Origin of the sequence: Streptomyces sp. NBC_00247 (genome assembly GCF_036188265.1) — a bacterium.
Taxonomy (GTDB): Bacteria; Actinomycetota; Actinomycetes; order Streptomycetales; family Streptomycetaceae; genus Streptomyces.
This window is the reverse complement of record NZ_CP108093.1, coordinates 3,048,716-3,069,353: the sequence shown is the minus strand read 5'-3', so window position 1 is coordinate 3,069,353 and position 20,638 is coordinate 3,048,716. Positions and strand designations below refer to the sequence as shown.

General features: G+C 71.7%; 13 protein-coding genes and 1 tRNA gene. 8 read left to right on the top strand and 6 right to left on the bottom strand.

The window, feature by feature from the left end:
- The first annotated feature begins 31 nt into the window (after positions 1-31).
- The 8 genes from OHT52_RS12915 to OHT52_RS12880 all read left to right on the top strand — a co-directional run bounded on the left by OHT52_RS12915 (position 32) and on the right by OHT52_RS12880 (position 13,031).
- Positions 32-628, top strand: a complete 597-nt coding sequence (locus OHT52_RS12915) for a small secreted protein (RefSeq protein ID WP_328720296.1) — start codon at positions 32-34, stop codon at positions 626-628.
- Between the two features lie 156 nt (positions 629-784).
- A complete protein-coding gene (locus tag OHT52_RS12910; RefSeq protein WP_328723715.1) occupies positions 785-2,305 on the top strand; it encodes a class I SAM-dependent methyltransferase in 1,521 nt (506 codons plus the stop codon).
- A gap of 345 nt (positions 2,306-2,650) precedes the next feature.
- Positions 2,651-2,848 carry a hypothetical protein gene (locus OHT52_RS12905; protein ID WP_328720295.1) on the top strand — a complete coding sequence of 66 codons (198 nt, stop codon included), beginning with the start codon at positions 2,651-2,653 and terminating at the stop codon, positions 2,846-2,848.
- A 346-nt stretch (positions 2,849-3,194) separates the two neighbouring features.
- On the top strand, positions 3,195-6,059 hold the full coding sequence (topA, locus tag OHT52_RS12900; protein WP_328720294.1) for a type I DNA topoisomerase: 2,865 nt from the start codon (positions 3,195-3,197) through the stop codon (positions 6,057-6,059).
- Between the two features lie 249 nt (positions 6,060-6,308).
- A complete protein-coding gene (tmk, locus tag OHT52_RS12895) occupies positions 6,309-9,686 on the top strand; it encodes a dTMP kinase (RefSeq protein WP_328720293.1) in 3,378 nt (1,125 codons plus the stop codon).
- A 249-nt stretch (positions 9,687-9,935) separates the two neighbouring features.
- Positions 9,936-11,141, top strand: a complete 1,206-nt coding sequence (locus OHT52_RS12890; protein ID WP_328720292.1) for a DNA polymerase III subunit delta' — start codon at positions 9,936-9,938, stop codon at positions 11,139-11,141.
- A gap of 128 nt (positions 11,142-11,269) precedes the next feature.
- Positions 11,270-12,808 carry an alpha/beta hydrolase gene (locus OHT52_RS12885; RefSeq protein ID WP_328720291.1) on the top strand — a complete coding sequence of 513 codons (1,539 nt, stop codon included), beginning with the start codon at positions 11,270-11,272 and terminating at the stop codon, positions 12,806-12,808.
- 149 nt (positions 12,809-12,957) lie between these two features.
- A tRNA-Thr gene (locus OHT52_RS12880) sits at positions 12,958-13,031 on the top strand.
- Positions 13,032-13,235: 204 nt separating this feature from the next.
- Here OHT52_RS12880 and OHT52_RS12875 read toward each other — a convergent pair.
- From OHT52_RS12875 to OHT52_RS12850, 6 genes are all read right to left on the bottom strand, one after another.
- Positions 13,236-15,782, bottom strand: a complete 2,547-nt coding sequence (locus tag OHT52_RS12875) for a beta-glucosidase family protein (RefSeq protein WP_328720290.1) — start codon at positions 15,780-15,782, stop codon at positions 13,236-13,238.
- 66 nt (positions 15,783-15,848) lie between these two features.
- A complete protein-coding gene (locus tag OHT52_RS12870; RefSeq protein WP_328720289.1) occupies positions 15,849-16,691 on the bottom strand; it encodes an ABC transporter permease in 843 nt (280 codons plus the stop codon).
- A gap of 5 nt (positions 16,692-16,696) precedes the next feature.
- Positions 16,697-17,530 carry an ABC transporter permease gene (locus OHT52_RS12865; protein ID WP_328720288.1) on the bottom strand — a complete coding sequence of 278 codons (834 nt, stop codon included), beginning with the start codon at positions 17,528-17,530 and terminating at the stop codon, positions 16,697-16,699.
- Positions 17,527-18,555 carry an ABC transporter ATP-binding protein gene (locus tag OHT52_RS12860; protein WP_328720287.1) on the bottom strand — a complete coding sequence of 343 codons (1,029 nt, stop codon included), beginning with the start codon at positions 18,553-18,555 and terminating at the stop codon, positions 17,527-17,529. Before OHT52_RS12860 ends, OHT52_RS12865 begins: the two co-directional genes overlap by 4 nt.
- Before the next feature lie 62 nt (positions 18,556-18,617).
- Positions 18,618-19,430 carry a hypothetical protein gene (locus tag OHT52_RS12855; protein ID WP_328720286.1) on the bottom strand — a complete coding sequence of 271 codons (813 nt, stop codon included), beginning with the start codon at positions 19,428-19,430 and terminating at the stop codon, positions 18,618-18,620.
- Positions 19,427-20,635, bottom strand: coding sequence for a hypothetical protein (locus tag OHT52_RS12850; RefSeq protein WP_328720285.1), 1,209 nt, complete (start codon positions 20,633-20,635; stop codon positions 19,427-19,429). Before OHT52_RS12850 ends, OHT52_RS12855 begins: the two co-directional genes overlap by 4 nt.
- Positions 20,636-20,638 lie beyond the last annotated feature (3 nt).

Below are 20,638 nucleotides of genomic sequence, written 5' to 3'. Positions count from 1 at the left end.
GGGGCCGAGAGCCTTGGAAGGGACCGATTCGGTGAACAAGAAGCTTGCGGCCGCACTGTCCGGCGGTGCGGTACTCGTACTGGCGCTGACGGGTTGCAGCGACGACAGCAACGACGAGGTCGACGACTGGGCCAAGAAGGTGTGCGACCAGATCCAGCCGCAGTTGCAGAAGATCGCGGACGCCAACGCCGCCATCCAGGAGCAGACCGCGGACAACAGCCAGCCCGCCGACGTGCAGAGGACCGACTCGGCCGCCTTCCAGCAGATCTCGGAGGCGTACAAGGCGCTCGGCTCGGCCGTGGACTCGGCCGGCGCCCCGCCCGTCGACGACGGCGAGGCCACGCAGCAGGAGGCGGTGAAGGGGCTCAACGCCTCCTCCGCGGCGTACGCGAAGCTCAAGAGCGAGGTGGACGCGCTCGACACCGAGGACCAGGCGAAGTTCGCCGACGGTCTCAAGGACATCGCCGACGAGCTGAAGAACACCAGCAGCAGCGGTGCCGACGCCCTGAACAAGCTGCAGTCCGGCGAGGTCGGGAGCGCCATGGCCAAGCAGGACAGCTGCAAGAGCCCCGCGGCCTCCTCCTCCCCCGGATCGGGCGCCCCGGCCTCCAAGGCCAAGGCCTCGTAGTCGTCGTAGCCCGCGTGGCTTCCGTGCGTCGTCGGACGCGTGGGCCCGGTCCGCCGTCGTGGTGGCCGGGCCGCTGCCGTTGTCGGTGGGAGCGGCGACAATGGGGGCGTGAGTACGAAGAGCCCCTCAGCACCGACAAGCCCCTCGGGGCCCCGCCTGCCGCAGTCCGAGCACGTTCCCGCGCTCCGTGAGGCACTGCTCGCAGCCGCGTTCACCGCGGACGGACTCCTGGAACTGCTCGGCGCACCGGCCTACGCGGCCCTCGCGCGGGCCGAGACGGTCCCCGCGCTGCGCGCCACCCGGGGCGACACCGCGCTCGACACGCTGGTGCGGCTCTTCCTTCTTCAGCGGCCCGTTCCGGTGGCTCGGGCGGAAGCGGCGCTTCCCCTCGCCCTCTGCCTGGCGGACGGCTGGGTGCGCGAGGCGGACGGCGAGGTGCGGGCGACCGTCGACGTCCGCCCGTACGGCGGCCCCGAGGGCGAGGACTGGTTCATCGTCTCCGACCTCGGTTGCGCCGTCGGAGGCGCGGGCGGCATCGGATCGCACGAGGAAGGAGTCGTCCTCGGGGTCGGTGGCGCGTCCACGACACTCGCCGGGATCACGGTCCGTACCGCGGTGGCCTCCGCCCTCGACCTGGGAACGGGCTCCGGTATCCAGGCGCTCCACGCGGCGCAGCACGCCACGCGCGTCACCGCCACCGACCTCAACCCGCGCGCCCTGGACTTCACACGGCTCACGCTCGCCCTCTCCGGCGCCGCCCCGGCCGATCTGCGGGAGGGCTCCCTCTTCGAGCCGGTCGCCGGGGAGACCTACGACCTGATTGTCTCGAATCCGCCGTTCGTCATCTCTCCCGGCGCCCGCCTCACCTACCGCGACGGCGGGATGGGCGGCGACGACCTCTGCCGCACCCTGGTCCAGCAGTCGGGCGACCGGCTGAACGACGGCGGGTACGCCCAGTTCCTCGCCAACTGGCAGCACGTGGAAGGCGAGGAGTGGCAGGACCGGCTCCGTTCCTGGGTGCCGGTCGGCTGCGACGCCTGGATCGTGCAGCGGGAGGTGCAGGACATCACCCAGTACGCCGAGCTGTGGCTGCGCGACAGCGGTGACCATCGCTCCGATCCGGCCGAGTACACCGCCCGGTACGAGGCCTGGCTCGACGAGTTCGAGGAGCGCGGGACCACCGCGGTCGGATTTGGCTGGATCACCCTCCGCAAGTCCGCCGCGGCCGTCGCCGGGAATCCGTCGGTCGTCGTGGAGGAGTGGCCGCACTCGATCGAGCAGCCCCTCGGGCCTGCCGTCCTCGCGCACTTCGCCCGCCAGGACTATCTGCGCGCCCAGGACGACGCCTCGCTGCTCGCGGGACACTTCACACTCGCCGAGGAGGTCGTGCAGGAGCAGGTCGGGCTGCCGGGCGCGGAGGACCCCGAGCACGTGGTGCTGCGTCAGCACCGCGGCATGCGACGGGCCACCAAGGTCGACTCGGTGGGCGCAGGGTTCGCCGGCGTCTGCGACGGTTCGCTGCCGGCCGGCCGCATTCTCGACGCCATCGCCCAGTTGATGGGTGAGGACCCGGTGCTGCTGCGGGACCGTACCCCCCGGGCGATCAGGCTCCTGGTCGAGGAGGGCTTCCTGGAGCCGGTGAACCCGGGCGCCGACAGGACCGGAAGCACGGCCTGAGCGGGCGCACCCGGCCTGAGCAGGCGCGTGGCCGAGGACGGCGCCCGGCGCGCCCGGCTTGAGCGGACGGCGCCCGGCGTGAGCGGACGGCGCCCCGCATGAGCGGGCGCACCCGGCCTGAGCAGGGGGTACGCGCCGGTCGCGTCGTGCGTTCCCAGCGGGGGCCGACCGTCCGGCGCCCCCCGGCGGCTACCTCGGGCCCGTTGTTCACCCTGGGTTCGCGTGGCCGACGCCCGGGGGTGGCAGCCTCCCCCTGCGCGTCCCGAGGGCGAGCCGGCCCCGTTCGGGTCCGGCCGACCGGGGCCACCGGGCCCGGTGTGCGGGCCAGGACAGGGGTGCGGAGCCATGGAGAGCGGACCGGCGGCCATCGGGGGATCGGTCTTCGCGTTGTTCGGCGCCGCGCTACTCATCTGGACGGGGGCGCGCACGGCCCGGCGCGCGCCGGTGGCCTTGGGAGTGAGCCCCGTACCCGCCGCCGTGCTTTCGACGGTCTTCGGCCTACTTTTCCTCGTCCTCGGCGTGTGGATCCTCACCGGCTTCTGATCGAATCCGGCGTGTCGGTCGCGCGGGCCGGGAGTCCGCAGGACCGCCCGGACCGGACCCCGCAGCACCTCTCTTCACGTCTGCTCCGCACCTTCTTCGCGCGGCCTCCGCACCCCTTTTCCGGTGTCTCGAAACCCGCGGGCAGCGGCCGCACCCGGTGGGGAAGGGACAGTCCGGGCGGCAGGAATGCCGGAAGTCGGGTTACCGTTCGAGTGGCCGTTGCGGGCTTTTGCCGTTTGACACGGGGGCGGGTTGTACCGTCACACTCCGCAGCGACAGCACCTTCAGTGGCTTCCGAGCCGCCGTGTGGATGCGCATCGAGTGCCGACCGGAGAGAAGAGCGAAGTTGTCCCCGACCAGCGAGACCGCAAAGGGCGGCCGCCGACTCGTCATCGTCGAGTCGCCTGCCAAGGCGAAGACGATCAAGGGCTATCTCGGCCCCGGATACGTCGTCGAGGCGAGCGTCGGGCACATCCGCGACCTCCCGAACGGCGCGGCCGAGGTTCCCGACGAGTACACCGGCGAGGTCCGGCGGCTCGGGGTCGACGTCGAGCACGACTTCCAGCCCGTCTACGTCGTCAACGCGGACAAGAAGGCCCAGGTCAGGAAGCTCAAGCAGCTGCTGGCCGAGTCCGACGAACTCTTCCTCGCCACCGATGAGGACCGCGAGGGCGAAGCCATCGCGTGGCACCTGCAGGAAGTCCTCAAGCCCAAGGTCCCGGTCCACCGGATGGTCTTCCACGAGATCACCAAGGACGCGATCCGGGCCGCCGTCGCCAACCCGCGTGAGCTCAACCAGCGCATGGTCGACGCCCAGGAGACCCGCCGCATCCTCGACCGCCTCTACGGCTACGAGGTCTCGCCGGTCCTGTGGAAGAAGGTCATGCCCCGGCTTTCGGCGGGCCGCGTCCAGTCCGTCGCCACCCGGCTCGTCGTCGAGCGGGAGCGCGAGCGCATCGCCTTCCGCTCCGCCTCGTACTGGGACCTGACGGGCACCTTCGCCACCGGCCGCACCGGTGACGCCTCGGACCCGTCCACCCTGATCGCCCGTCTCAGCGCGGTCGACGGGCGGCGTGTCGCCCAGGGCCGCGACTTCGGTGCGGACGGACAGCTGAAGGCCGCTTCCGGCCAGGTCATGCACCTGGACGAGACGAACGCCCGCGCCTTGGCCGCCGCCCTCGCCGACTCCGCCTTCGCGGTCCGCTCGGTCGAGTCGAAGCCGTACCGCCGCTCGCCGTACGCCCCGTTCCGTACGACCACGCTCCAGCAGGAGGCGAGCCGCAAGCTCGGCTTCGGGGCGAAGGCCACCATGCAGGTCGCGCAGAAGCTGTACGAGAACGGCTTCATCACCTACATGCGTACGGACTCCACGACCCTCTCGGACACGGCGATCACCGCCGCCCGGGCGCAGGTCACCGAGCTGTACGGCGCGAACTACCTGCCGGAGAAGCCGCGCACCTACGCCGTGAAGGTCAAGAACGCCCAGGAGGCGCACGAGGCGATCCGCCCCTCCGGCGACCGCTTCCGCACCCCGGCCGAGACCGGCCTGAGCGGTGACCAGTTCCGTCTGTACGAGCTGATCTGGAAGCGGACCGTCGCGTCCCAGATGAAGGACGCGGTCGGCAACTCCGTCACCGTCAAGATCGTCGGCCGGGCGAGCGACGGCCGGGACGCCGAGTTCTCCGCCTCCGGCAAGACGATCACCTTCCACGGCTTCATGAAGGCGTACGTCGAGGGCGCCGACGACCCGAACGCCGAGCTCGACGACCGCGAGCGCAGGCTGCCGCAGGTCGCCGAGGGCGACGCGCTCTCGGCCGAGGAGATCACCGCCGACGGCCACTCCACGAAGCCGCCGGCCCGCTACACCGAGGCTTCGCTGGTCAAGGAGCTCGAAGAGCGCGAGATCGGCCGCCCGTCGACGTACGCCTCGATCATCGGGACGATCCTCGACCGCGGTTACGTCTTCAAGAAGGGCACGGCGCTCGTCCCGTCCTTCCTCTCCTTCGCCGTCGTCAACCTGCTGGAGAAGCACTTCGGCCGGCTCGTCGACTACGACTTCACCGCCCGCATGGAGGACGACCTCGACCGCATCGCGCGGGGCGAGGCCCAGTCCGTGCCGTGGCTGAAGCGTTTTTACTTCGGCGCGGGCGAGGACACCACCGGTGCCGGTACGGCCTCCGACGCGGGCAACGGCGACGGCGACCACCTCGGCGGCCTGAAGGAGCTCGTCACCGACCTCGGCGCCATCGACGCCCGGGAGATCTCCTCGTTCCCCGTCGGCAACGACATCAAGCTCCGCGTCGGCCGGTACGGCCCGTACATCGAGCGCGGCGAGAAGGACTCCGAGGGCCACCAGCGGGCCGACGTCCCCGACGACCTGGCTCCGGACGAGCTCTCCGTCGAGTACGCGGAGGAACTGCTGGCCAAGCCGAGCGGCGACTTCGAGCTGGGCGCCGACCCGGTGTCCGGCAACCAGATCATCGCCAAGGACGGCCGGTACGGCCCGTACGTCACCGAGGTGCTGCCCGAGGGCACGCCGAAGACCGGCAAGAACGCGGTGAAGCCGCGTACGGCCTCCCTCTTCAAGTCGATGTCGCTCGACACGGTGACGCTGGCCGACGCGCTCAAGCTGATGTCGCTGCCGCGCGTCGTCGGCCAGGACGCGGAGGGCGTCGAGATCACCGCGCAGAACGGCCGCTACGGCCCGTACCTGAAGAAGGGGACGGACTCGCGGTCGCTCACCTCCGAGGACCAGCTCTTCGACATCACCCTCGACGAGGCCCTCGCCATCTACGCGCAGCCCAAGCAGCGCGGTCGGGCCGCCGCCAAGCCTCCGCTGAAGGAACTGGGCACCGACCCGGTCAGCGGGGCCCCGGTGGTCGTGAAGGACGGGCGCTTCGGCGCGTACGTCACGGACGGCGAGACGAACGCGACCCTGCGTACCGGCGACAGCGTCGAGGAGCTCACACCCGAGCGCGGGTACGAGCTGCTCGCCGAGAAGCGTGCCAAGGGACCCGTCAAGAAGAAGACGGCCGCGAAGAAGGCACCTGCCAAGAAGGCCACCACGGCGAAGAAGGCCCCGGCCAAGAAGACGACGGCCGCGGCGAAGAAGACCACCGCCGCGAAGAAGACCACGACCGCGAAGAAGACCACGGCGGCGAAGAAGGCGACGAGCGCCGCCGCCCCCTCCGCCACGTCCACGGAGGACTGAGCCGGCCCTCCGCGCGGTACGGCCTGCCCCGCACCCGCGACACGCCCGTCCGCCGCCCCCGGTTTTCCGACCGGGGGCGGCGGACGTGTGTCCGGGGCTCCTCCCCCTCAGGGGTGGTTTCCGGACGGCCCGGGGGACAGGCGGCGGCGCGAACCGGGCGGCTTCCGTCCCGGAAATCACAGAGTTGGCACATGGTCGTATGTTCGACCGGGGCAACGGCGACCGTACGGCTGCCGATAGGCTGGACGGATGACGCGAGCCGAGCAGCCAACGGTCGTGAGCCCCACCTCCGACACACTTGCCGCAGACTCACGCGAGCGCGCCCTACGGGCCCTGCTGCGCATCCAGCCGCTGAGGCGGTTGTGGAGCGCCCAGCTCGTCGGCGGGATCGGCGACGCACTCGCCGTCCTCGTGCTGGTGCTGTTGTCGCTGCAAGCAGCGGTCCTGGAGGGCTCATTCGGCACCGGATACCGCGGGGCGGCCTTCGCCGTCGCCGCCGTCTTCGGTGTCCGGATCTTTTCCGCCTTGCTCTTCGGAGCCGTACTCCTGGGGCCGTTGACGTCGCTCACGGCACCGGGCGGGGTACTGGACCGGCGATGGCTGATGATCGGCGTCGACGGGCTACGACTCGCGCTGCTGGTCATCGCGCCGCTCTGGATCGACTGGACGCCGGACAACGCGCTCCTGATGATCCTGATCACCGTCTTCGTGACCGGGGCCGGGGAACGCCTGTGGGCGGTGGCCAAGGAGAGCGCGGCCCCCGCGCTGCTGCCGGCCCCGCCGATCGAGGGCGCGGCGGTACGCCCGCTCCCCGACCACCTCGACGCGCTGCGCCGGCTCTCCCTGCGTACGGACTTCCTCGCGGTGCCCGCCGCCGCTGTCGTCCTGCTGGTGGCCACCCTGGCCGGCAACCTCCTGGGCGCGGGGCTGGACTGGTTCTCGGTGCACCAGGCGGCTCTCGGCTCGTACGTCGCCGCCGGACTGTTCTCGGCCTCCATCTCGACCCTGTACTTCCTCGAACTGCCGGGCTTCCCCACGCCCCGGCCGCGTTCCCCGCTGGAGGGACTGCGCCGACGGACCGCCGGGGCGGACGGGGCCGGTGGCGGCAGGGGCCGTACCGGCGCCCTCCCGCTGACCGTCGCCGCCAGCGCGGCCGTCGCCGGAGCGATCGCGGCTGCCGCGGGCGCCGCGGTGCTCCAGGCGGCGGACCTGGGCGGCGGACCCGCCACGTACGCGCTGCTGATCCTCGGACTGACCGGCGGCACCGCCCTCGGTGTCCGTACCGCCGTCAAGGTGCTGCCCGCACTGTCGCGTCGCCGGCTGTTCGCCCTCGCGCTCGCCCTCACCGGCGTGGCGCTGCTGGTGCTCGGCCTGGTGCCGGACACGGCGACCGGGCTGATGATCGCCCTGTTCGCCGGCTGGACCGCCGGAATCGCCGCCCACACCGGCCACGCCCTGATCGACCAGGAGACCGAGGAGCCGCGGCGGGCGAAGACCACCGAGCACCTTCAGGCGGTCGTCCGGGTGGCCGTCGCGTTCGGCGCCGTCGCCGGACCGCTGCTGGCCGCCGCGTTCGGCCGGCACCGCCTCGTCGCCGGGGACTTCGTCTTCGCTCACGGCGGCGCCGCCTTCGCCCTGATGCTCATCGGCGCCCTGCTGCTGCCCGTCGCCGCGCTCGTCCTCGCCAAGACGGACGACCGGGCGGGCGTCCCGCTCCGGCGCGACCTGCGGGAGGCGCTGCGCGGAGGCGACCCGGCCGTCGCACCCGCCGCCACCGGATTCTTCATCGCCCTGGAGGGCGGCGACGGTGCCGGGAAGTCCACCCAGGTCGAGGCACTCGCCTCGTGGATCCGGGCCAAGGGCCACGAGGTCGTCGTGACCCGCGAACCGGGGGCCACCCCGGTCGGCAAGCGGCTTCGTTCGATCCTCCTCGACGTGTCGTCGGCCGGACTCTCGAACCGTGCCGAGGCCCTGTTGTACGCCGCCGACCGCGCCGAGCACGTCGACTCCGTCGTCCGCCCGGCCCTGGAACGTGGCGCGGTGGTCATCTCGGACCGCTACATCGACTCGTCCGTCGCCTACCAGGGCGCCGGACGGGACCTCTCGCCCGTCGAGATCGCCCGCGTCTCGCGCTGGGCGACCACCGGGCTCGTCCCGCATCTGACGGTGCTGCTGGACGTCGACCCCGCCACCGCGCGCGAGCGGTTCACCGAGGCGCCGGACCGGCTGGAGTCCGAGCCCCCGGAATTCCACGCCCGGGTGCGTTCCGGCTTCCTGACCCTCGCCGCCGCCGACCCGGTCCGGTACCTCGTCGTGGACGCGGGCCAGGAGCCGGCGGCCATCACGACCGTCGTGCGCCACCGGCTCGACCGGGTCCTGCCGCTCTCCGAGGCCGAGATCAAGGCCCAGGAAGAGGCGCGCAAGGCGGCCGAGGAGGAGGCCCGGCGCAAGGCGGAGGAAGAGGCCGCCCGCAAGGCGGAGGAGGAGCGGCTGGAGCGCGAGCGCCAGGCGCAGCTCGCCAAGCTCCGTGCCGAGGAGGAGGAGCGCAAGCAGCGCGAGCTGGAGGAGGCCCGCCAGGCCGAGGCCGAGCGCCAGGCCGAAGAGGCCCGGCAGCGCGCCGAGGAGCTCCGCCTCCGCGAGGAGGAGGACCGCCGCCGGCGCGAGGCGGAGGAGAAGGCGCGCGAGGCCGAGCAGGAGCGGCTGCGCCTCCAGGCCGCCGAGGAGGCCCGGCTCCGCAAGGAGGCCGAGGAGCTCCGGCTGGAGAAGCAGCGCAAGGCCGAGGAGGCCTTGGTGCGTGCCGAGGCCGCCCGCCGCCGGGCCGAGGAGGAGGCCGCCGAGCGCGCGGCGGCCGAAGCCGCCGCCCGGGCGAAGGCGGAGGCCGCGGCCCGCGCGGAGGCGGAGCGGGTGGCCGCCGAGCGCGCCGAGGCCGCGCGCAAGGCGGAGGCGGCGCGTGCGGAGGCCGCGCGTGCGGTCCGGGACCCGTGGACGAAGTCGGGATCCGTGGGTGCGGGCGGCGCTTCCAGCGCGTCCGGCACCTCTGGTGGCTCCCGTGCCTCGGGCGACGAGCTGACGGTGCCCACACCGATGGTGAACCCGAACGAGGTCACCCAGCAGGTCCCGAAGGTGCGGCCGGCCCAGGGCGAGCCGGACTCGTCCTCGGGCGGTGCCGCCGGCCGGGACGGATCGCGCGGCGCCGAGCGGCGGGCGGGGTCCGCCGGGACGGCGGAGAACGACGAGACCACCGTGCTTCCCGCGTACCGCGAGGAGGCGGACGAGGCGGACGAGGCGGACGAGGCGGACGAGGCGGACGAGACCACTGTCCTTCCGGCTTACCGCCCCGACGCTCCGGCCGACCGTGTTCCCCGGGGCGTCTTCCGGGACGAGGACCCGGCGCCCTCCGCCGCGGAGAGCGAGGCCGAGCGGACCCGCGAGCTGCCGCAGATCAGCGGCGATCCGGCCGCCGACCGGGCCGCGTACGAGCAGGCGGCCCGTCCGCGCCGGCCGCGTCCGGACTGGGCCGAGGAGACCCCGCTGGACGATCTGCCGACGCTCGCCGACGAGCTGCTCGGCGGACATGACGACGACCCGGACGGTTTCGGCAAGGGCCGTCGGCGCCCGCGCCGCTGACGGTCGCCCCGCCGTACGAGTACGGCGGGATGGACGCCCCCCGGACCGGATCACCGGACCGGGGGGCGTTCGCGTCTCCCGGGAGGGGCCCCGGAATCGGTACGGCGTCGGGATTGTCGGTGGGGTCCGCCACAATGGAAGCGCGCGGTCACGCCTCCTGCTTCTCGCACAGCAGGACGGCAGGCGCGCCGTACGCCTCCGGTTCTCGTCACCGCAGGACCGCACGACACCACCGGAAGGGCGGTGACCATGTCCGTATGGGACGACCTGGTCGGTCAGGACCGGGTGCAGGAGCAGCTCTCGGCTGCCGCCCGTGACGCCGACGTCCTGGTCACCGCGACGGCCCTGCGCGAGCCCGTGCCCCCGGGCTCGAAGATGACGCACGCCTGGCTGTTCACCGGACCGCCCGGTTCCGGCAGGTCCACCGCCGCCCGGGCCTTCGCCGCAGCCCTCCAGTGCACCAGCCCCGACCGGGCCCTGGGCGGCGCACCCGGCTGCGGGTTCTGCGACGGCTGCCACACCAGCCTCATCGGCACCCACGCCGATGTCGAGGTGATCCGCACGGACCTGCTCTCCATCGGTGTGAAGGAGACCCGTGACCTGGTGCGCCGCGCCCAGCTCTCGCCCGCCGTGGGCCGCTGGCAGGTCATCGTCCTGGAGGACGCCGACCGCCTGACCGAGGGCGCGGGGAACGTCCTGCTCAAAGCCGTGGAGGAGCCCGCCCCGCGCACGGTGTGGCTGCTCTGCGCGCCTTCGCTGGAGGACGTGCTGCCCACGATCCGTTCCCGCTGCCGCCACCTCACGCTGAGCACGCCCCCGGTGGAGGCGGTGGCGGACGTCCTCATCCGCCGCGACGGCATCGACCCGGAGCGCGCCCACTCCGCGGCCCGTGCGACCCAGGGCCACATCGGGCGCGCCCGCCGACTGGCGACGGACGAGCGGGCGCGGGCCCGTCGGGCCGCCGTGCTCAAGGTCCCGCTGCGCGTCGCGGACGTGGGCGGCTGCCTCAAGGCGGCGCAGGAGCTGATCGACACGGCCGCCGAGGACGCCAAGCAGGTCGCCGAGGAGGTCGACGTCAAGGAGACCGAGGAGATGAAGGCGGCGCTCGGGGCGGCCGCGGGCGGCCGGATGCCGCGTGGCACGGCGGGCGTGATGAAGGATCTGGAGGACAAGCAGAAGCGGCGCAGGACGCGTACCCAGCGCGACAGCCTCGATCTCGCCCTCACCGATCTCACCGGCTTCTACCGCGATGTGCTGGCCCTTCAGATGGGCTCGCGGATCGCCCTCGCCAACACCGACGTACGGGACGCGCTCGACCGGATCGCCGAGTCCTCCGGGCCGTCGCAGACACTGCGCCGTATCGAGGCGGTGATCGCCTGCCGACGCGCGCTCGACCGGAACGTCGCGCCGCTGCTGGCGGTCGAGGCGATGACGATGGCGCTGCGCGCGGGCTGAGCGCGGGCTGAGCGTGCGGGCTGGGCGCGGGTGGGGGCGCACGCGCACCGCGTCGGATGCCGCACCTCCCGTTCACCCGAATGAGGAGGAAATCAGACGACTCGTCACCCCTCGACTACGCTCCGGGCATGGACTCCAGGCGCCTGCTCCAGACCCTCGCCATCGGGCTCGGCACTGCCGGGCTGCTCGTCTCCGGCTGCACGAGCGGTGGTTCGACGCCCAGCGCGTCCGCCGTCGGCTCCTCGGCGACCGTGGCCGCCAAGGACCTCGCCCCCTACTACGCGCAGAAGCTGAAGTGGGGCGAGTGCGGCGTCGAAGGCTTCCAGTGCGCGACGATGAAGGCGCCGAGGAACTACCAGAAGCCCGGTGACGGGGACATCGATCTGGCCGTCTCCCGGAAGAAGGCGACCGGGCCGGGTGAGCGGATCGGCTCCCTCCTGGTGAACCCGGGCGGCCCCGGCGGCTCGGCCGTCGAGTACCTCCAGGGGTACGCGGCCCTCGGCTACCCCGCACAGGTCCGCGCCCGGTACGACATGGTGGCCGTCGACCCGCGCGGAGTGGCCCGCAGCGAGCCCGTCGAATGCCTGACCGGCAAGGAGATGGACGCGTTCACCCAGGTGGACCTCACGCCGGACGACGAGGCGGAGACCGAGAAGCTGAGCGCCGCCTTCGAGAAGTTCGCCGACGGCTGCGAGAAGCGCTCCGGCGAGATCCTCCCGTACGTCTCCACCGTCGACTCGGCGCGCGACATGGACATCCTGCGCGAGATCCTGGGCGACGAGAAGCTGCACTATGTGGGCGCCTCGTACGGTACGTACCTGGGCGCGATCTACGCCGACCTGTTCCCGGACCGGGTGGGGCGCCTGGTCCTGGACGGGGCGCTGGACCCGTCGCTGCCCGCCGTCGACGTCAACCGCGACCAGACGGCCGGCTTCGAGGGCGCCTTCGAGTCCTTCGCTGCGGACTGCGTGAAGCAGAAGGACTGCCCGCTGGGCACGGGGAGCACGGCCGACGCCGCGGCGGAGCTGAAGAAGCTCTTCGAGGACCTGGACGCCCATCCGGTGCCGACCGGCGAGGACCGGAAGCTGGGCGAGTCCCTCGGGACGACGGGTGTGATCGCCGCCATGTACGACGAGTCCGCGTGGCCCCAGCTCCGCGAGGCCGTCGCGGGTGCCCAGCACGGCGACGGCTCCGGGCTGCTCGCCCTCTCCGACAGCTACTACGAGCGCTCGCCCGACGGCTCGTACGCCAACCTCATGTACGCCAACTACGCGGTGAACTGCCTCGACCTGCCCGCCGCCTTCTCCGACAGCTCCGCCGTGGAGAAGGCCGTCCCGAGCTTCGAGAAGGCCTCCCCGGTCTTCGGCAAGAACTTCGCGTGGGCCGCCCTGAACTGCGCGTACTGGCCGGTCGACCCCACCGGCACCCCGCACGCGACCCACGCGAAGGGCGCCGACCCCATCCTCGTCGTCGGCACCACCCGGGACCCGGCCACCCCGTACAAGTGGGCCGTCTCCCTCGCCGACCAGCTCACCTCCGGCACCCTGCTCACCTACGACGGCGACGGCCACACCGCGTACGGCCGGGGCAGCGACTGCATCGACACCGCGATCAACCGGTACCTGCTGGAGGGCAACGTCCCCAAGAAGGGCACCACGTGCACCTGAGTGGGCCCCCCGCGTCCCGCCCCGCACCGGCACTCCCCAGGACCGCCCTGACCTGCGAGGAGGGCCTGTGGGGCGGGTGGTACGGAGCACCGTCGGAAACTGTGTAGACTTGGCCCCGCTGCTGATCGCACCATGGTGCGACAGGGCGTGCCGCCTTAGCTCAGTTGGCCAGAGCAACGCACTCGTAATGCGTAGGTCTCGGGTTCGAATCCCGAAGGCGGCTCTGTGAAAGCCTCAGGACTCACTCGCCGTGACCTGGGGCTTTTGCTTTTTTCCGCGCTCTCCTGGGTGGTCGCTCCCTCGTGTCGCGGGCGCCACGACCGCCCCGCCGGGCAGCCGTTGGCCAAGCGGCCCGGACGGGGGCGGTTGCAGCGGTCAGCGCGCGTGGCACTTGTTCACACGATCTCTCTCGGGCCGTGTACGCGGCTCAGCCGAGGACTTCGACCTGCGCGGTGAGAAGCAGATCGCGGCTGGAGCGGCCGATGCGCAGCCGGTGGGCGCCGGGCGTGGTCCGCCATGTGCCGAGGACGGCGTCCCACGTCTGAAGGGCTCGACGGGGGACGCTGACGGTGGCTTCCACGGATGTGCCGGCCGCGCAGTGGACGACGGTGAATCCGCTCAGCGTCCTGACGGGGCGGGTGGGGTCGTCGACGGGTGCTTCCAGATACACCTGTACGACCTCGTGGCCGTCCCGGGGGCCCGTATTGGCCAGCAGCACCCGGACGTCGATGTCCTGGCCCGCCGCCACGGTGCGGGGGGCGTGGACGCGTTCGTAGGTCCATGTGGTCCACCCGAGACCGTGCCCGAAGGGGTACGCGGGAGTGGCGTCGGCGCGGTCCCAGCCGCGGTGCCCGACGTGCAGGCCCTCGCTGTAGTCCACGAAGCCGTCCACGGGGATCGCGTGCGGTACCGGACTGTCCTCGGCGCGGCTCGGCAGCGTCCACGGGAGCCGCCCGGTCGCCTCCGCACGCCCGAGCAGCACGTCCGCCAGGGCGTGGCCGGCTTCCTGGCCGGGAAGCCAGGCCCACAGGATCGTGTTCACCTCCGTCGCCCACGGCAGCAGTACCGGCGCTCCCGCGTTCACCACCACGACGGTCCGCGGGTTCGCCGCGGCCACTCTGCGGACCAGCTCGTTCTGGTGGCCCGGCAGGTCGAGGGTCGTACGGTCCCACCCCTCGGACTCGGACTCCTCGTTGGTGCCGACGACGACGACGGCGATCTCGGCCCGCTCGGCGGCCAGGACCGCCTCGGCGATCTCCGACTCCCGCGAAGGGCCCGGCGGGAGGTGGCGGAACCTGGCACTGATGAGACGGCCGAAACCGCCGGCGTCGATGACGGAGAGTTCGGCCTCCAGCTCGACCCGGCGCGTCCCGCCGTCCACGACGATCTCGATGACCGGACCCGTGGGGTGGTTGACGCTGGAGTCCAGCATCAGTTCCACGCCGCGATCGTCCTCCGCGTGGTCGCGGAGCTCTCCGTCGACGCGTACCCGGTAGCGGCCGACGGCACCGATCTCCAGCTGGTGCGTTCCGGGCTCGGAGAGGCTGAGCACCGATCGCAGGACGACGCGGCTCGTTCCCGGCGGGAAGCCGTAGTGCGGGGCCCAGTCGCTCGCCGCTCGGAGGTCACTTCCCAGCAGCCGTCCGGAGGGGTCGAAGAAGGAGGCGCGGATGCCGGGGCCGGTGCCGTCCGGGTCCGTGGCGAGGTCCTCGACGGCCAGCAGGGGCAGGTGGTCACGTGCGTCGCCACCCCGGTGAACGCTCAGTTCGACGTCCGGTGGCAGTGCGGCCCGCAACCCGTCCACGAAGTTCACGGTCCGCTGCGGAGTCACGTAGGCGCTGCCGCCCCCCTGGAAGTAGGTGGCTTCGGCGTTGTGCCCGATCAGGGCGATCCGGCGGCCGGCGACGGGGGACAGCGGTACGAGATCTCGCTCATTGCGCAGCACCACCATGCCGCGGGCGGCGGTCTCGCGGAGCAGGGCGATCTCCGACTCCGAGGGAGCGGGCGGGGGCGGGTCCGCCGCCACGGGGGCCGTTCCGGGTTCCCAGGGATCGGTCAGGCGTCCTACCCGGGACGCCAGGCGCAGGAGGCGTACCACTTTGTCGTCGATGACCGACTCGTCGACCTTGCCCGCCCGTACCGCCTCGGCCAGGGCGGGCCCCCAGGGGCCGAGGGGCCCCGGCATGACGAGATCCAGGCCTCCGTTGGCGGACTCCACGGCGGACTTGGTCGAGGCCCAGTCGCTGATCACCACGCCGGTGAACTCCCAGTCGCCCTTGAGGACCCCTCTGAGCATGCGTGAGTTCTCGGTCATCGGGGCGGCCTCGACACCGTCGTCCAGCCCCGAGTAGGCGGCCATGACGGTCCACGCCCCGCCGTCCAGGACGGTGGTCTCGAAGGGGTTCAGGTAGATCTCGCGAAGGGTCGGCTCGTCGAGCCGCGCGAGGTATCGGGTGCGGTCCGTCTCGGACTCGTTGGCCACGAAGTGCTTGACGCACGCGGCCACCCCACGGGCCTGGAGGCCCCTGACGAGTCCGGCGGCCAACTCGCCGGTCAGCAAGGGGTCCTCGGCGAAGTATTCGAAGTGCCGCCCGGCGACGGGGGTGCGCTGGAGGTTGACCAGGGGCGCGAGCAGTACGTGGACACCCTTGCGGTGGGCTTCGGCGGCGAAGAGACCTCCCATCCGCTCGGCGAGTTCCCTGTCCCAGGTGGCGCCCAGGGCGCTCGGTGCAGGGGCGAGCAGCGAATGGCCGGGACCGACGCCGTGCTGGCCGCGTACTCCCTGGGGGCCGTCGGTGACGACGATCCGCCGCAGACCCAGCCGGGGTTCCTCCGCCAGAGCGGAGTGGCTGACCCCGGTGAGCAGGGCCACTTTGCGGTCCAGGTCGAGTCCGCCCACCCGGCTTCGCAGTTCCACCTCGTCGTCGGGGAGGACCGGCAGAGGGGGACGGGGCGGGCCGAACGCAGAGACCACGGTGAACCTCCGTAGGAGAAGGGGATGGAAGGAACGCGGTGCGGGAGAGTCCGTGACGCCGGTCCTTCAGCCGCCCGGACTGCGGTACATGCGCAGGCTCCGCTTCCAGAGCGATTTCGCGGCGAAGAAGGCGAGAAGCCCCACGAGCGGGGACAGCAGAGTGAGCGGTGCGCTGATGCCGGAATCGTGCACGTCGCCGACCAGTACAGCGGCCGGAAGATACGCGACGAAGGCCACGGGGAGGACGAAGGTGAACGTCAGCCGGAGTGCGCCGGGAAAGATGGTGAGGGGGTAGTTCCCGAACGTCGCCATCAGGTCGCCCACCCAGCTGCTGAGCGTGTCCGAACCGGGAAAACGGAGCGAGACGCAGGCCAGGGCCGTCTGGACGGCCGCTTCGAGCAGCACTCCACCGAGCAGGGCGGCCACGAGGAACAGAATCGCCCCGGGTGTCCATGCGAGGGAGAGCCTCTTCGTGGCGGCCACGAACAACGCGACGGCCACCGTCATGTCGCCGAAGGCGTTGATGCAGCACGAACTCAGCAAGACCTGGCTGTACACCGGGAACGGGCGCACGAGAAAGCCGTCGATCTTCCCGTCGTGCACCAGGAACGGGACCCTCATCACGTTGAAGAAGAACAGGACGAAGAAGGAGTGGCAGAACATCCGCATGCTCACGATGAGCAGGAGTCCGCCGGCCGACCAGCCGCCCAGGCCGGGGAATTGGGTGATCAGCACGGAGGTGAAGATCACCACTGACGCCTGCCAGGCGATCCCGTTGCACACTTCGAGGGCGAACTCACCGCGGTACTGCAACCGCGCCCGGAGGTTCAGGGCGGTGATGCGGCCGTAGATGCGCAGATAGCGCCGGAAACGCCGCACGGGCGAGGCGCGGAACTCGGTGACGGCCATGGTGTTCAGCCTCCTTGGATCTCTAGCCGCCGGGAGGCGAACCACCAGATCACGCGGACGAGCAGTCCCAGGCAGACGCACCACGCCAACTGGACGGAGAGCTGGTGGGGGGCGCTGCTCAGATCGGTGCGGCCGATGTAGAAGGACAGCGGTGTGGAGATGATGGCCTGGAAGGGCAGGACGGACGACAGGGTGGCGAGCCACCCGGGAAAGAAGAAGACGGGGACGAAGACACCCGACATCAGGTCGTGGACGAAGTTGTACATCAGCGTGACGCTGTTGTTGGCGGTGAGCCAGAAGCAGAGCAGGTCGACGAGGGTCGCCAGGTAGTACGCGATCACCTGGCCCAGGAGGGCGCTGGTGAGGAAGACCGCGGCCACCGCCGCGGAGGAAGGCGGCGAAGCCAGCCCCGCCAGCGTCGCGATCACGAGTCCCGCCAGGGCGAAGGAGCCGCCCATGACCATCTCTCCCGTGGCCCGGAGCCGGTGGAACCGGTGTGCAGGCAGCGGCCTGACGAACCAGTAGAGGATGGAGCCGCTGCGTACGAGGTGGGAGACGTTGTCGTCGCTGTACGCCCTCGCGTTCCAGCGGACCCGGCTGAAGAGAATGGCGACCGTCGAGTAGGTCACCACGTTCGCGACGTCCATGTCCGCCACGGTGTCCCGGGCGGCATAGGCGGCGTTCCAGAGCCAGTAGAAGAGGAGGACCTGGACCGACGTCATGACCATGCCGCCGAGGATCCGGCCCGACCGGGAGAGTTCGGTCAGCGGAATCAGCCGGACGGCCTTCCACGCGGCGGGGCGCCGGGGCCGCGGGGCCGTGCGGATCGCGTTCGTCATACGGGGTTGTCCTCCAGCCTCAGGTGTTGCTGCGAGGCTTCCCGGTACACCGTCCGCATCAGATCCTCCAGACTCTGCTCCTCGACGGAGAAGTCCGCGACCGGGTACCGCTCGATCAGCGCGCGGATGACCTCTCTCCGCGTGGTGTCCGGTGCGAGCTTGAGGGTCGCGCGCCGTCCGTCGTGGGTGACGGTGTGCGCGTCGGCGACCACGATCTCGCCGACGGATTCCGTGAACGTCACGTGCACCAGCGCCGTGCTGCCGTAGGCCTCGCCGAGTTCCTTGATCCCGCCGTCGAACATGATGCGACCGTGGTCGATCAGTGCCACCCGCTGCGTGAGGTGCGCGACTTCGGTCATGTCATGGGTGGTCAGCACCACCGTGCGTTCCCGCTCGGAGACCTCGCGCAGCAGGAACTCGCGTACCTGCTCCTTCACGACCACGTCCATGCCGATCGTCGGTTCGTCGAGGAACACGATCTGCGGATCGTGGAGGAGCGCGGCGGCGAGGTCGCAGCGCACGCGCTGGCCGAGCGAGAGCTGACGCACGGGGGAGTCCCAGAAGCGCGAGAGTTCGAGGACGTCGTCGAACTCCCGCATGCGTGCGCGGTGATCGTCGGCCGGCACGTCGTAGATGTCCCGGAGGATTTCGAGGGACTCCCGGGCCGGCAGGTCCCACCACAACTGGGTCCGCTGGCCGAAGACGACGCCGATGCTGCGGGCGTTCCGCTCACGGTCCGCGTGCGGCACCCGGCCGGCGACCCGGAGTTCCCCGGCGGTCGGGCGGATGATTCCGGTCATCATCTTGATCATGGTGGACTTCCCGGCACCGTTGGTCCCGAGGAAGGCCAGCAGCTCACCTCGTTCCACGGTGAGGGAGACGTCGTCGACCGCGGTGCGAAGCTGCCGCTCCGGTGCGAAGAAGGAACGGACACGTGCCCCGAACCCCTTCGCGGGCTGGACCACGGAGTACACCTTGGACACGTTGCGGGCCACAATCGCGGCGTCGTCATTGACACGTGGCATTACTGAAGCACCCCGTCGAATCGGCGATCATGCATGAGTCGTCCCCTCGGCCGGCCGTCCCGCTACGGCAGGACGGCGATGCCTCCGGACGTCGGCCGTGGGTGCTGGAGCGCCACGAGATCGATCTCCGCGGCCACCCTGGGACCGGCCGGGAACGAGGTGGTGGCCCGGCGGAGCACCATATCGGCGTAGGCCGTCCGGCACCGGTCGTACGCGCGCCCGTCCGCCTCGTGGGACCCGCCGACCCGGTGCGGCGTCACCCACCGGGTGACTGCCGCCGACCGGTAGTCCTCCCAGGACCCGGCCCATGTGCCGGGATCCCGGCTGACGTTCAGCGCGAGCGGGTCGGCTTCCGACAGGGACGCGGAGACGGGCAGCACCAAGCGGCCGGTGGGCGCCGGGACGTCCGTGGCCCGGACGTCCCGCGCGGGCAGCGCGTCGAACCAGCGCTCGCAGCGGTCCAGCGCCTCGATCACCTCCGGCGCCAGGGCCTCTGCGCCCCGGTGGGCCGCCTCGCGCGCGGCTGCGGCGGCGCGGCTCACGAAGTCGTGGTTCCTGGCCCCGAACCGTTCGTTGACGCTGCCGATCACCATGAGCATCGAGACGGACACCCGCTCGCAGGCGAGCATGGTGAGGGTGGTCCTGGGGCCGGGCACCGGGGGGCCGGGCAGCGCGATTTCGAGGTCGCCGAAGGGGGAGACGGCCAGATACTCCCGCGTGGCCGCCTCGTCCGCCCCGCACACGGCGCAGCGATCGACCAGCAGATGGATCCGCGGAACGGTGGCGGTGAGCATGAGGAGGGTGCGCGCCTCGCGCAGGGCCATGCGCTCGAGGACGGACGCGGGTTCACCGATGGGGTCGGCGTACGTACTCAACTGAGCGCCTTCTTCCGCTGGTCACCGAGGGGCGGGAGGCCCTTCTCCTGTCCGGCCCGCCGGGTGGCGGCGGCCAGGGCGGCGAGCCCCAGTGCGACGAGTGCCGCGCGACCGGAAGGGCTCACGGTCCGGTCGTCGCGCGTACTGAGCCCGCAGTCGACCCATGAGGCGACCGCCCCCTCGCGCACCAAGGGGTCCGGGCGCAGCCCGTCGGGCGCACATCGCGCGGTGTCCAGCCCCAACAGGTAGCAGGCCGCCCACATCTCGGCCGCGGTCGCGGAGGGGACCCGGCCCTGGCACAGGTCGGCGGCGAGTGCCGGTCCCGCGCCGGTGGACAGGGAACGGTGCATGTCGTCGAGGACCAGCTCCGGGGGCGCTCCGACGAGGGACGACCACTGGTACCAGCCGGTCACCGTGTGCCGTGGCGGTTCGCCCGAGTGCGGGACGATGAACCGTACGACGCACGACGAACTCCGGAAGGAGACGACGTGCTGCCAGTCGGACGAGCCGCGGGCACGCATGGGTCCGCCCTTGTCGGCGACCGGTGCAGCCGTCCAGTAGCCGGGCGGGGCGGTCCAGCCCTGCGCGGGGACCGCGGCACGCCGGACTCCGTGACTCTCGTTTCCCGCGACGCTGACGTCGTCGCTGTGCTCGACGAGTTGCGGAACCGTGGCGAAGACGGGGTAGTCGCGTTCCCGGCAGAAGCGGTCGATGAGCGCGTCGTCGTCCCGTGTGGTGTCCGGGATCCGGCTGAGGTAGTCCGCGAGGTCGAGTGCCTTCTCCGTCGGCATCAACAGGCCCTGAGCAGGCACGAACTCGCCTGGCACCAGGGGTGCCCAGGGTGAGCCCGCGACGGCTGCCTGACGAGCCGCGTAGGAGTTGTTCGGAGATCCCCAGGGGACGAACAGGGAGATGATGTCGGTGGGGCGGGCCGCCACCGCGTCCCGGAGAGCGCCGACGCAGGCGGGTCCCATGGTCACGTCGTCCTGGAACACCAGATGGTGGGTCGCTCCCGGCGTGACTGCGGCCCAGGCCAGTTTCGCCGTCCGGAGCGGGCTCGGTGGTCCGGCCGGATCCGGATCGGTCACCGTCCGGGGGGCCAGTGCCCGCGTCGACCGCAGCGTACGGCGCAACTGCGGGACCCTGGACGGGTGATGCATCACGACCGAGCCGATGCGGACACCGGCCGGACCACGAACGTTCATGCG